Raw genomic sequence first — 12,895 nt, 5'->3', positions numbered from 1 at the left:
AAACCGCAATCCACTTTTCGGGCCGATGCTTTAGTCGCGCTGCCGTTTCAGGCGCATTCCCTTCAAGGACTGGCCGACGATGCCGCCGGCCTTACGCCTCTCGGCCCGCTTGGCGACAATCGCCGTGACATCCCCCGGCTGCGGAAAATAGCCCCGCTCCATGACTTCGAGTGTGTATTCCTCATAGGTCAGGCCGAGTTCCTCGGCCCGCTCCTGACGTCGCAAGGCGATAGCGGGCGGCTTCTTCCAGGCCTTGCGCGACGCAAAGCGCCAATCGAAATAACGTCCGATCTCACCCTTGCCCCATTCCGGCTGGCGCTGGGCCGGGTCGTCGAGCGGCGGGCCGCCATTGTCGCCGATCCTGGCATTGCGGGCTCTGCGGGAAGAAGGGCGCGTCACGGCGGTCTATCCATTAAGTGATACATTTTGTATCCTATAATGGATATTGCATTGCGCAAGGGGCCGTGACGCCGTGGCGGAGTGACAGGCCGGGCGCGCCAGTCTATCCCGGCCGCTCGACAATCAACGGGTATCGAATGGCTCCTCTGCTCCACCTGCGCGACGTCGCCCTGACCTTTGGCGGCCAGCCCCTGCTCGAAAGCGCGGAGATCGCAGTATCGCCGGGCGAGCGGGTTTGCCTGGTCGGCCGCAACGGCTCGGGCAAGTCGACGCTGCTCAAGATCGCGGCCGGGCTGGTCGAGCCCGACAGCGCCGAGCGCTTCCTGCAGCCGGGGGCGACTGTCCGCTACCTGCCGCAGGAGCCGGATTTCACCGGCTACCGGACGTCGCTTGCTTATGTCGAGGCCGGCCTCGGCCCTGGCGACGATGCCTATCGCGCCCGTTATCTCGTCGAGGAGCTGGGCCTGACCGGCGATGAGGACCCGGCCACCATGTCGGGCGGCGAGTCTCGTCGTGCGGCGCTGGCGCGTGTGTTGGCGCCGGAGCCCGACATCCTGTTGCTCGACGAACCGACGAACCATCTCGACCTGCCGGTGATCGAGTGGCTTGAACAGGAGTTGAAGTCGCTGCGCTCGGCCATGGTGCTGATCAGCCACGACCGGCGCTTCCTGACCTCGCTTTCGCGCGCGACGATCTGGCTCGATCGCGGCCAGACGCGGCGCATGGATCGTGGTTTTGGCGAGTTCGAGGCCTGGCGCGACGAGGTGCTGGCGCAGGAGGAGCTCGACCGGCACAAGCTCGATCGCAAGATCGCACGCGAGGAGGACTGGCTGCGATACGGCGTCAGCGCGCGTCGCACACGCAACCAGCGCCGCCTCGGCGATCTCCACGCACTGCGTGACCAGCGCCGCACGGCGCGCGGTGCGGTTGGTTCGGTCCGGCTCGAGGCCAGCGAAGCCCAGATGTCGGGCAAGCTGGTGATCGAAGCGATCGACGTCGCCAAGGCCTATGACGACAATGTCGTGGTCAAGAATCTCTCGCTGCGCGTGGCGCGCGGAGACCGGATCGGCATCGTCGGACCGAATGGCGCCGGCAAGACCACGTTGATCAACCTGCTGACCGGAGCGCTGCAGCCAGATTCCGGCAAGATCAAGCTCGGCGTCTCGCTCGAAATGGTGACGCTCGACCAACGCCGTGAAAGCCTCGACCCGGCGACGCCGCTCGGCGATGCGTTGACGGGCGGTGGCTCCGACCAGGTCATGGTCGGAGGGCAGCCGCGCCATGTCATCAGCTACATGAAGGACTTCCTGTTCCAGCCGATCCAGCGCGGCACGCCGGTTGGAGCGCTCTCGGGTGGCGAGCGTGGGCGGCTGATGCTGGCGCGGGCTCTGGCAAAGCCGTCGAACCTGCTGGTCCTGGACGAGCCGACCAACGATCTCGATCTCGAAACGCTGGACCTGCTTCAGGAACTGCTGGCGGACTACCAAGGGACGGTGCTGCTGGTCAGCCATGACCGCGACTTCATCGACCGGGTGGTTTCCGCGACGCTGATCTCGGATGGGGACGGCATCTGGACCGAGTTTGCCGGTGGCTATTCCGATATGCTCGCGCAGCGTGGCCGAGGCGTTGGCGCGAAGGCGCGTGCTGTGGCGGAGAAGGCGGTTGCTCCAGCCGCCAAACCGGCTGCTGCCGCGACGGTGGCACCCAGCAGGCGGAAGCTCTCCTTCAACGAGAAGCACGCACTGGAGACGCTGCCGAAGCGCATCGAGGCCCTTCAGGGGGAAGCCGCCAAGCTCAACACGGCTGTTTCCGGCGATCTTTACACGCGCGATCCCAAACTCTTTGCCAAGGCCACGGCCCGGCTGGAGGAGGTCACACGCGAGATCCACCAGGCCGAAGAGCGCTGGCTGGAGCTCGAGATGCTGCGTGAGGAGATCGGCTAGACCCAGGATTCTCCGGCCTGTCTGTAGCGCGATCGGGCCGGCCATAGGATTTCGGTATCCGGGCAATCGCAAAAACGCATTTTTGGCCGGCCACAAATCGTCCCAATGTCATCACCTCAAAGAAGATCACGAGGAAACAGCATGAGACTGAAGGGCAAGACCGCGCTGGTGACCGGCGCTGCGCAAGGGTTCGGCTTCGGCATCGCCGAAACCTTCGTGCGCGAGGGTGCGCGGGTGGCTGTACTCGATATCAATCGCGAGAAGGCGCAGGAGGCGGCAAAGGCGATCGGCCGCAAGGCCTTTGCCGTCGCGTGCGATGTCGGCAAGGGAAAGAGCGTCGATGCGGCGGTCGCCAAGGTGATCACTCGGCTCGGCAGGCTGGATATCGTCGTCAACAATGCCGGCATCAGCCACCGTAACCAGCCGATGCTCGACGTTTCGGAAGCGGAGTTCGACCGCGTCTTCGACGTCAATGTGAAGTCGATCTACCTGATGGCCAAAGCGGTCGTACCGCATTTCCGCGAGCATGGCGGCGGGGTGATCCTCAATATCGGATCGACGGCGGGCTTGCGTCCGCGCCCCGGACTGACCTGGTACAATGGCTCCAAGGGGGCCGCGAACCTGCTCTCGAAGTCGATGGCCGTCGAACTCGCGCCCGATCGCATCCGTGTCAATGCGATCGCGCCCGTCGCCGGCGACACGCCATTGCTTGCGACCTTCATGGGCGAGGATACGCCGGAGAAGCGCAAGGCCTTCACCAGCACGATTCCCTGGGGCCGTTTCTCGACGCCGCAGGATATCGCCAACGCGGCGCTCTTCCTGTGCTCCGACGAGTCGGAAATGGTGACGGGCAGCGTGCTCGCGGTCGACGGCGGTCGCTGCGTTTGAGCAGTCTTCCCTGCCAGACCTCTGAAGGGCGCCGCCATGCGGCGCCCTTTGTCATTGCGCGGCGCGCTCTCGATGCGCGGCGGGGCGTCAAACCGGCTTGGCGTGAAGCGCAATCTCCTGACGCATCCTCACGGTGCCGTCGGGCTCGAAGCCACGTTGCTCGACGCTGATCGAAGGAGCCTTGGCATCGCCCTCGATCTTGATGAGGTGCCAGCTCGCCATTTCGCCATGACCGAGCGGCCCGATCGAGGCCGAGGGCACGCCGACGATGGGGATATCGTGATCCGGTCCCGGCCGCCAGGCGAGTGAGAAACGGTGATTATGGCCGTGCAGGACGAGGTCGGCCCCCTTGCGTCTCAGCATCGCCTCGAAAGCATCCGCATCGAGCAACTCGCGGGTGCGCCGCGCACCGCCGAGATAGGGCGGGTGATGGATGAGTACGACGCGGATCAACCCTGCCGCCTTGGCCCGGTCGAGGAGAATTTCCGCCTTGGCGAGCTGCTCGCGCCCGACGCGGCCTGTCGCCATCAGCGGCAAGGTCGGAATGCCGGTGTTCAACCCGATGAGCGCGACGGGACCACGCTCGCGATACCAGGGATACCCGACCATGCCGTCATCGCTGCTCGACCATGGGCCGAGCAGGCTCGCGAGTGGCTTTAGCGAGGAGCGGGCATAGGCGTCGTGATTACCCGGCACGAAACTGACATCCGCGCGCGGACCCAGCGTGTCGAGGAAGGTGACCGCGGTCTTGAATTCGTTGGGCAGGCCGATATGGGCGACATCGCCGGTGCAGGCGACATGGTCCGGCGTCTGCGCGCGGATATCCGCGACGATCAGCGCCAGGATTTCCATGTCATGGGCGTGCCGGCGCTTGCGACGCCAGTTGACATAACCGGTCGCCCGCTTGCCGAGCAGCTGATGCAGAGAGAACTCGGCAAGGGGGCCGAGATGCGGGTCGGACAGGTGCGCGATCTTGAACACGCCCTGCGCTTGCCCTCAGAGCATGGCAGCCGTCAAGCGCATCCGCGCGTCGGCTCGCCTCAATCTGTCCCGAACCCCAATCAGGTTGGGGCCCAAGGACTCAGTTGAACGAGTCGGTGAGTTCCGAAACGATGCGCGGATCGGTCAGGGTGAGGGCGGGCTTCCAGACGAAAGCGCGCTTGGCCCGGAGGCGAGCGGTGATGAAAGCGAGAAGCATTGTGGTAACCCCAGCGGTGATGGCGCTGATTTCTACCTGCTTTGCGGCGCGTTTGTGACGTAACGGCAGCGGAAACAGTGGTCTGTTATGCATTATTTGCATAGGCAAATACGCGGCCGATGAGAGGAGCGCGAGGCGTGTCACATGGGCCCGACCCCAAGACTGGCCCCGAAGCAGGGCATGTCCGCGAGCCGCGCCCCATCGCGAGGCCCGTGCGCAGGCTCCTGCATCTGTATTTCTGGCTGACACGCGGCATGACGCTGGGCGTGCGCGCAGCCGTGCTCAGGGATGAGCGCGAAGTCCTGCTGGTACGCCATACCTATACGCCGGGGTGGCATCTGCCGGGCGGCGGGGTGGAGACGGGCGAGACATTGCGAGACGCGCTCGACAAGGAACTGCGTGAAGAGACGCTCGTCAGGCTGACCGGGCCGCCACAATTGCACGGCGTCTTCTTCAACCGAACGGTGTCGCGCCGCGATCACGTCGCGATCTTCGTGGTGCGGGAATTCGTTGTGGACGGTGTCAGGCAGCCGGATCGCGAAATTGCCGAGGCCCGTTTCTTTCCGCTCGACGCGCTGCCGGACACCACCACGGCAGGCACTCGCCGCCGGCTCGACGAGATCTTCGGCAGGAGTCAGCCGACTGGCGATTGGTGAGATCGATTTCTGCCGGAAAGGGTGCGGGTGCGTGCACGCCCCTCGCCAACCGCAAACAGACCACGGCGCCGCCGGTTCTCTCATCCGCCAGCGCTTCGCCCTGCCATCCGCGCGCGAGGTAAGACGCAAAACACCCCGTCATTTCCGACATGGACGCCCGCCCGTGCCTCTGCTACAGGCGATTCATGGCTGACCGGCAAGACCTCTCCATCCTGCGACGACCGGCGCGCTGAGCGCGCCCTTCCGCTCGGCTGCTTCACGGCGCCAGAGCTTCTTGCCCCGCTGTCCGTTCGCAGGTTGCCGACGCCATGACTTCGCTTCCCCTGACCATTCGCCACGAACTCCCCGCCGATTATTCTGCCATCGAGCGTCTGCACGAGCGTGCCTTCGGTCCTGGCCGCTTTGCCCGCACCGCATTTCGCCTGCGCGAGGGCGTGCCGCAGGACCCGGCGCTATCCTTTGCCTCGCATGTGGGAACCTTCCTGGTTGGTTCTGTGCGCGTGACCCGTGTCTCGGCGGGTGGGCAGTCGGCGCTGATGCTCGGGCCGCTCACCGTCGATCCCGCCTTCGAGGGCCGTGGTATCGGCGCTGCCCTGATGAACGCTTCGATCGAAGCCTCGCGGGCGGCCGGGCACGACCTCATCATGCTGGTGGGCGATGCGCCCTACTATGCCCGCTTCGGTTTCAAGCCGATCCCGCCGGGCCAGCTGACCTTGCCGGGGCCGGCCAATCCCGCGCGTTTCCTCGCTCTCGAACTGGTCGAGGGTGTGCTGGCGAGGCGCAGCGGGGCGGTCATGGCGTTGCGTCCGGGCTCCGCCTGAGGCGCCGGCCGGTCTCGCCGAGCCAGCCGGCTACCAGCGCGCCAAAGAGCAGCGCGAGGCCGATCAGCCCGATGAAGACAGGCGAAATCGAGACGCCGCGCACGATACCGGAATCGCTGATGCGCAGGCCGATCCAGTCCGCGCCAGCGAACTGACTACCCGAACGGACCGGAACGATGCGCGGCACGGTCACGCTCGAGCCGCTGTCCTGACCGATCCGGCGGGAGGAACCGCCGGTGGCTTCGGCAAGCTGCTGAAGCTTCGTCGGATCGCTGACGACTTCCATGAGCTCACGCGGGTTTTCCGGGCCAACGCTGGCAAAAGCCGTCAGATTATCCCCTGAGATGCGGTGCAGGCCGAATTCGGTGGTCGGGACACGGGCGCTGAAGATGCCGGGCCGCCCGGCTTCCAGCTGAACCGTGCGCGATGTGCCGTTGGGGTCGGTGACGACGATCGGGGAGGGGGCGTCGCCGAGCGTCTGGCGCTCGATCTCGATGGTGCGGCCGCGCGCGGTGGCGCGAAGCGCCTCTTCCTCGAGTTCGGGTTCCTTCATCAGCCAGTGGCCAAGGCGACGCAGCAGGTCGAGATGCGGTCCGCCATCGCGGAAGCCCCGCGCCCAGAGCCAGGCATGATCGGAGAGGAAGAGTGCAACGCGGCCCTTCTGCTCGCGGCTGAGCATGAGCAGCGGTCTGTCGCCCGGGCCGGTCATGATGGTCGAGCCCGTGCGGGGGCGGGCGCCGACCATGCGCAGCCACTCGCCCCAGCGCGGCGGCTCGACCTCAGAACCGGGGAGGTCGCGGGTGACCGGGTGGCGGCGGCCGGGTTCGCTGACACGGGCACGATAGGCCTCGTCGATGACGCTGCCATCGGGCAGGGCGGGCAGGATCTGGCCGAGCGGTGTGCGTGCCAACGACTGCGAGCCGGAATATTCCGGACCGGCCGCGACCAGCAGGGCGCCACCCTCGCGCACATAGCGGACGATGTTGTCGAAATAGAGCAGCGGCAGGATCGACTGGTTGGCGTAGCGGTCGAAGATGATCAGGTCGAATTCCTTGATCTTGACCTGGAACAGCTCGCGCGTTGGAAAGGCAATCAGCGAAAGCTCGTTGATCGGCGTGCCGTCCTGCTTCTCCGGCGGGCGCAGGATGGTGAAATGAACGAGGTCGACATTGGCGTCGGCCTTGAGCAGGTTGCGCCAGGTCCGCTCGCCCGGATGCGGCTCGCCGGAGACCAGCAGCACGCGCAGCTTGTCCCGCACGCCCTCGATGGTGATGACGGCGCGATTATTGGCAAGCGTCAGCTCATTCTCGAGCGGTGCCGCCTCGATCTCGACGACATTGGGGCCGCCGCGATCAATCCGAACCGGCACCTGCACGATCTGACCCGAGGTGACCTCGCGGCGAGCGACGATCTCGCCGTCGCGGCGGATCGTCAGCCCGGCACGGCCGGGCCCGCCCTTGTCGACGACGCGCAGGCGAATGACCTGATCCTTGCCGACGATGCCGAAGCGCGGCGCATCGACAAGCACGATCCGGCGGTCGATCTCGGCGTTCCGGCCAGTCGTGAGAACGTGCAGCGGTGCCTTGAGACCCAAGGCCTCGGCATTGGGAGGAGCATCATGAGCGAGGCCGTCGGTGATGACGATGGCGCCGGCGACGCGCTCCGAGGGGACATCCGCAATGCTTGCGGCCAACGCCTCGAAGAGACGGGTCCCGTCACCCGAGCCCTGCATGTCGGTGACGTCGGCGATGCGCGACTCGACGCCCGGAACGCCGCGCAGCTGGCGCTCGACATCGGCCAGAGCGGCTTCGGTCTGCACGCTCCGGTCGGCGAGGCGGTTCGAGCCGGAGCGATCGACCACCACCGAGACGACGTCCTTGACCGGCTCTCTGTCCTCGAAAACGAGCGAGGGGTCGGCCAGCGTGAGCGTCAGCACGATCAGCGCGAGCGCGCGGAGGATGGCGCTGCGGCCGGCGAGAACGAGCGCGGCGCCGGCAGCGACGGCAGCCAGCAAAGCCAGCCCGATCAGCAGCGGCAGAGGCACGAGCGGGGCGAAGGAGAGGCTCCACATGGTCTATTGCCCCAGACGCTCGAGCAGGGCCGGCACATGGACCTGGTCGGCCTTGTAGTTGCCGGTGAGCGCGTACATCACGAGATTGACGCCCGCGCGGAGCGCCATCTCGCGCTGGCGGGGATCGGAACCGGACATCGGTACCAGCCCTTCGCCGCGGCGATTCACGGCCCAGGCCGAGGCAAGATCGTTCGAGGTGATGACGATCGGCGAGACGCTGTCGCCGGCCCGCGCCGGACGACGCCCGTCTTCGCCGGCGGGCGGCAGGATCTCGACCCAGGTCGTGCCGGTGTCATAGCGACCGACGAAACCGTCGAGGATGTAGAAGGTCTTGGTCAGCACGTGGTCGCGCGGGATCGGTTCAAGCTCGGGGATGTCGAGCGTCTGCAGCATCCGCTTGAGCTGATCGCCTTCGGGCGTGCTGCCCCCATCTGGTCGGGCGCTCATGGCATCGCGGGTATCGAAGATCACGAGCCCGCCGCCCTTCATATAGGCTTCGAGCTTGCGCAGAGTCTCGGGCACCGGAATCGGGCGTCCGGCCACCACCGGCCAGTAGAGGATCGGGAAGAAGGCAAGCTCGTCGCGGGCTGGGTCGAGGCCTACCGCTTCGCCGGGTTCGAGCGCCGTGCGTGCGCCGAGCACGATATTGAGGCCTGCCAGCCCTGCCTTCGACATATCATCGACCGCCTTGTCACCGGTCAGGACATAGGCAAGGCGGGTGACGGCACCGGCGGCGAAAAGTTCGCGTGGGATCGGCGGCCTCGTGTCTTCCGGCGCGGCCGGGACAGGTTGGGCAAGGGTCGGAACGGCCGAGAGGGTGACAGTCAGTGCCAGCCCCAGGAGGAGCGCGGCGGCAGCAGCCTTGCTGGCGCGCGCCACGCGCAGACGCCCACCGAGCCAGAGGGTCGCCAGCGTGTCGAGGATCAGCAGCAGCAGCGCGATGACCAGGAGCTGTGGCCGGATGTCCTGCGCGACCGGCTTGTCGATCGGCAGGATCGGCGCGCCGAGCGAGGCCAGATCGAGCGCGTGCAGCATGTCGGCGGGAGCGAGTGCGTTGACTGCGAGCGAGCCGTCGGCCGGGCCGTAGATGCCGGGCGGGTGGGCAAGAGTGGCACGTCCGGTGAAGGTCCGCGGCACCGGTTGAGCCGTAGCCGGTGGTGCGCGGAAGGTGCCCTTGCCGTCCAGTACGCGGGTCGGCGAGAGTGTCTCGACCTTGGCATCCTCGGCCTGGGCCTCGGCCGGGCCGGTGCCGGCCAGTGCCACCACCTTGCGCAGCATCTCGACGAAGAGGCCCGACAGCGGCAGGTTCGACCATGTGGTGTCGGCGGTGACATGCATCATGGCGATCACGCCATCGCCGCGTCGTTCGCCGGTGACCACAGGCGTGCCGTCTTCGAGCGCAGCCCAGGTCTTGCGGGCAAGATCGGCATCGGGTTCGGCCAGGATCTGACGATTGACGCGGACGTCGTCGCTGATCTGCGTGCCGAAGAACGGACTCTCCCGGGTGAAGGGAGCGAGCTTGCGTGGGGTGTCCCAGGAAAGGCCGCCACCGAGCGTCCGCCCGCCACGGCGCAGCCGCACGGGGGTGAGCTCGTCGGAGGCGGTGGCAAGGCGCGCGCCGGCAAAGCGCAAGAGAACGCCGCCCCGCTCGACGAAGCTGCTGATCTTCGTCGCCGTCTCAGGGTCGAGCGCGCCGATATCCGCGAGAACGAGGACTGAGAGATTTTGCGCAAGCAACTCGCCGACGGGGTCGTTTGAACCAGGGCGCGGCTCGCGGATCTCTGCGAAGGGCGAGAGAGCGCGCGAGACGTAATAGGTTGGAGACAGCAAGGGCTGCGCGGTATCGGTGGTCGCGCCGGAGACGATACCGACGCGGCGCCGTTTGGCGCGGTCGTCGAGCAGCGCCACTGCACCCGCACTTGGTTCGCCCACGACCTCGAGCCGCGAAACGGCATTGCGCACCTCGATCGGAAGGGTGAGCCGGGCCACCGTCTGCGTTTCCGTTGGGCCAAAGGCGAATGGAGCATCCCCCAGTGGCAGACCCTTCAGATCGAGTGCGCGAACCTCACCGCTCGCGGGGGCGCTGGTGCTTGGCCGCAGCACCTTGACTGTCAGCGCGCCGGAGAGGTTCTCCGCGGCCGTCAGCGCGAGCTGATCGGCGGGGATGGCGTGGATGGACAGTCGGCGTGCATCGGCTTCCTGCTTCAGGCGCGCCAGGAAGGCGCCTTCGTCGGTCAGGCCAAGCCCGTCGGAGACCCAGACGATTTCGGCGTCAGGCGTGGCGCGGAGAAAGGCCTCGATCCGTGGCAATTGGGTGGTGCGGTCGGGCGCGTGTGGCTGCAGGGCCAATGCACGCAGTTTGTCGAGCGCCGCGCGCGGATCCGACAGCGTGACCTCGCCGGGCGTTTCCGCGAGTCCGACGATCGCCACCGCACGTCCCTCGCGGGCTGCAGCGCTCACCCGCGACTCCGCCAGCGCCACACGCTCGGGCCAGTCGGTCGCCGCCCCGAAGCCGTTGTCGATCAGGAGCAGCACTGGCCCGCGCGTTGGCGCCGTTGCCACCGGTGGGTTCCAGACCGGGCCGGCAACGGCGATGATGGCGAGCGCCGCAATGGCCATGCGCAATGCCAACAGCCACCAGGGCGTATGCGCCGGCATTTCGCGCTTGGCGATCAGGTCGGCCATGATCTTGAGCGGCGGGAAATCGATGCGCCGCGGGCGTGGCGGCGTGACTCGCAGGATCAGCCAAAGCGCCGGCAGCAGCGCAAGCGCGGTCAGTGCGAGCGGGGCGGAGAAGGCGATGGGCAGTTGCGTCAGCATCGTTGGCGCCCTCCTAGCGGCCCTGGCCGCCGCGCGAGGCGGCGATCAGGCTCGCAATCCGGAGTACGCCTTCGCTGGCGGGCCGGTCCGTCCGATGCAGGGTCAGCGTCCAGCCCGCCTTGCGGCAGGCCTCCCGAATGATCTCGCGATGGGCTTCGAGGCGCCGGCGATATTCCTCTCCCCAGGCCCCGGCATCGCCGACGCGCAGAGTGAGGCCGTCTTCGAGGTCGAAGAGCTCGGCCTGGCCGCTGAAGGGGAAAGTCTCTTCGATCGGATCGGCGATCAGCAGGATATGTCCGCGCGCGCCGCTGCTCGCCATGGTGGCGATGCGCTTGGCCAGGGACTGCGCCGGGGAAAGTCCGTCGGTGATGATGATGGCGTCGGCCAGGCGTGGAAGCGGCGCGTCCGGCGGCAGATCGGCGGTCTCGCCCTTGCGGTCGATCATGAGCGCTTGTGCCAAGGTCTCGACGATACGTCGCGAGGCGAGCGCCCGCGTCAGACCGAGATGCCCGACCCGCTCACCGCCTTCGACCAAGGTCTCGGCCAGGGCGAAGCCGGTAACAAGCGCACGGTCGACCTTGGAGGCCATGGCGAGGGACGAGGAAAAGCCCATCGAGGCCGAGCGGTCGATCCAGAGCCAGATCGCATGCGAGGCCTCCCATTCGCGCTCCCGGACGAAGAGATGGCCGTCGCGCGCCGAGCGGCGCCAGTCGATGCGTGACGCGGCCTCGCCGGTCACCAGAGGGCGGTACTGCCAGAATGTCTCGCCGGGGCCGGCGCGCCTGCGGCCGTGGATGCCATGCACGCTCGCCGAGACGCGCCGGGCCTCCAGGATCAGGCGTGGGAGGCGCGCCGCGAGATCGAGAGAAGCCTTCAGGACCGGCGGGGCCGGCTGGCGTTCGGATGGGCCGAGGACGCGCGTGCGCAGCATCACTGAAGTCCCTATCCCAATCGTTCCACGAGCCTTGCGATGACGCTTTCGACCGTCTCGCCATCGGCACGCGCAGCGAAGGTGAGCGCAATACGGTGCTTGAGCACTGGCGTGGCGAGTGCAACGACGTCATCCACGGACGGTGCGAGCCGGCCTTCGACGAGTGCGCGGGCCCGGGCAGCAAGCGTCAGGGCCTGGCTGGCGCGCGGACCGGGGCCCCAGGCGAGCTTGCTGGTCAGCGCCGGATCACCATCGCCGGGGCGAGCCGAGCGCACGAGATCGAGAATGGCGTCGACCACATTCTCGCCGACCGGCAGGCGGCGCACGAGGCGCTGTGTCGACATCAGCGTCTCTGCCGTCATTGCCTGAACCGGCTTGTGTTCGGTGGCTCCAGTGGTTTCGAGCAAAATGCGCCGCTCGGCCTCGCGGTCGGGGTAGCCGACATCGATCTCGAGCAGGAAGCGGTCGAGCTGGGCTTCCGGCAGTGGATAAGTGCCTTCCTGCTCGATCGGGTTCTGGGTTGCCAGCACATGAAAGGGCGCGGGCAGGTCGTAGCGTTCACCGGCGACGGTGACGTGATGCTCCTGCATCGCCTGCAGCAGCGCCGACTGCGTGCGCGGGCTGGCGCGGTTGATCTCGTCGGCCATCAGCAACTGAGCAAAGACCGGTCCCTTGATGAAGCGGAAATGGCGCTTGCCGTCGGCGCTCTCATCGAGCACCTCGGAGCCGAGAATGTCGGAAGGCATCAGGTCAGGCGTGAACTGCACACGTCTCGCGCTCAGGCCGAGGACCGTTCCCATCGCCTCGACCAGCTTGGTCTTGGCAAGGCCGGGCACGCCGACGAGCAGACCGTGGCCACCGGCGAGCAAGGTGATCAGCGAAAGGTCGACCACCTCCTGCTGCCCGAAGATGACCTGGCCGATCTCGCGGCGGGCGGCGCCGATGGCGCCGAGCGCAGCTTCAGCCGCTTCGACGATCCCGGTATCGAGATTGACGGGTTGACCGGCCTCGCTCTTGCCATCCGTCGCACGGACTTGCGCCACCATGTCTATCTCCTTCACCCTCGTCGTCGCGCCTTGCGCTGCTTCACGCCCCGCAAGCTTCCCGAACCGGTGACTGTGGACGGGCTATCCAACCGGCTCAAGGGGCTACAGGCTCTGGTGCACAG

The 12,895-nt window shown here is 67.0% G+C and carries 10 protein-coding genes; 4 read left to right on the top strand and 6 right to left on the bottom strand.

Features of this window, described 5'->3' with window-relative positions:
• Positions 1–30: 30 nt before the first annotated feature.
• Positions 31–399 carry a hypothetical protein gene (locus tag AB4099_RS02935; RefSeq protein WP_441476973.1) on the bottom strand — a complete coding sequence of 123 codons (369 nt, stop codon included), beginning with the start codon at positions 397–399 and terminating at the stop codon, positions 31–33.
• Positions 400–536: 137 nt separating this feature from the next.
• Between AB4099_RS02935 and AB4099_RS02930 the strand changes: the two genes are divergently transcribed.
• Positions 537–2,342, top strand: a complete 1,806-nt coding sequence (locus AB4099_RS02930; protein WP_113510864.1) for an ABC-F family ATP-binding cassette domain-containing protein — start codon at positions 537–539, stop codon at positions 2,340–2,342.
• 141 nt (positions 2,343–2,483) lie between these two features.
• The gene (locus AB4099_RS02925) at positions 2,484–3,230 is read left to right on the top strand and encodes a glucose 1-dehydrogenase (protein WP_441476972.1); all 747 of its coding nucleotides are present in this window, start codon (positions 2,484–2,486) and stop codon (positions 3,228–3,230) included.
• Between the two features lie 87 nt (positions 3,231–3,317).
• On the opposite strand, the gene AB4099_RS02920 is transcribed toward AB4099_RS02925, so the two are convergent.
• Positions 3,318–4,211, bottom strand: coding sequence for a metallophosphoesterase family protein (locus AB4099_RS02920; protein WP_113510862.1), 894 nt, complete (start codon positions 4,209–4,211; stop codon positions 3,318–3,320).
• 354 nt (positions 4,212–4,565) lie between these two features.
• Here AB4099_RS02920 and AB4099_RS02915 point away from each other — a divergent pair, with 354 nt between their 5' ends.
• Positions 4,566–5,084: an NUDIX domain-containing protein gene (locus AB4099_RS02915; RefSeq protein WP_441476971.1), complete on the top strand. Its 519-nt coding sequence runs from the start codon at positions 4,566–4,568 to the stop codon at positions 5,082–5,084.
• 308 nt (positions 5,085–5,392) lie between these two features.
• Positions 5,393–5,905, top strand: a complete 513-nt coding sequence (locus AB4099_RS02910; RefSeq protein WP_441476970.1) for a GNAT family N-acetyltransferase — start codon at positions 5,393–5,395, stop codon at positions 5,903–5,905.
• Here AB4099_RS02910 and AB4099_RS02905 read toward each other — a convergent pair.
• Genes AB4099_RS02905 through AB4099_RS02890 form a run of 4 tightly spaced genes read right to left on the bottom strand, consistent with a single transcriptional unit; the run spans position 5,877 to position 12,773 of the window.
• Entirely contained in the window at positions 5,877–7,976 is a 2,100-nt protein-coding gene (locus tag AB4099_RS02905) for a hypothetical protein (protein ID WP_113510859.1), read from the bottom strand. The two genes, AB4099_RS02910 and AB4099_RS02905, sit on opposite strands and share 29 nt — an antisense overlap.
• 3 nt (positions 7,977–7,979) lie before the next feature.
• Positions 7,980–10,796, bottom strand: a complete 2,817-nt coding sequence (locus tag AB4099_RS02900; RefSeq protein ID WP_441476969.1) for a DUF4159 domain-containing protein — start codon at positions 10,794–10,796, stop codon at positions 7,980–7,982.
• A gap of 13 nt (positions 10,797–10,809) precedes the next feature.
• Positions 10,810–11,727 (bottom strand): DUF58 domain-containing protein, encoded by a 918-nt coding sequence (locus AB4099_RS02895; protein WP_113510858.1) that lies wholly within the window; start codon positions 11,725–11,727, stop codon positions 10,810–10,812.
• Positions 11,728–11,738: 11 nt separating this feature from the next.
• Positions 11,739–12,773 carry an AAA family ATPase gene (locus AB4099_RS02890; RefSeq protein WP_069882560.1) on the bottom strand — a complete coding sequence of 345 codons (1,035 nt, stop codon included), beginning with the start codon at positions 12,771–12,773 and terminating at the stop codon, positions 11,739–11,741.
• Between the last annotated feature and the right edge of the window lie 122 nt (positions 12,774–12,895).

Source organism: Allobosea sp. 2KB_26 (assembly GCF_052115715.1).
Classification (GTDB): Bacteria; Pseudomonadota; Alphaproteobacteria; order Rhizobiales; family Beijerinckiaceae; genus Allobosea.
The sequence above is the reverse complement of the archived record's forward strand: the minus strand, read 5'-3'. Positions and strand labels throughout refer to the sequence as shown.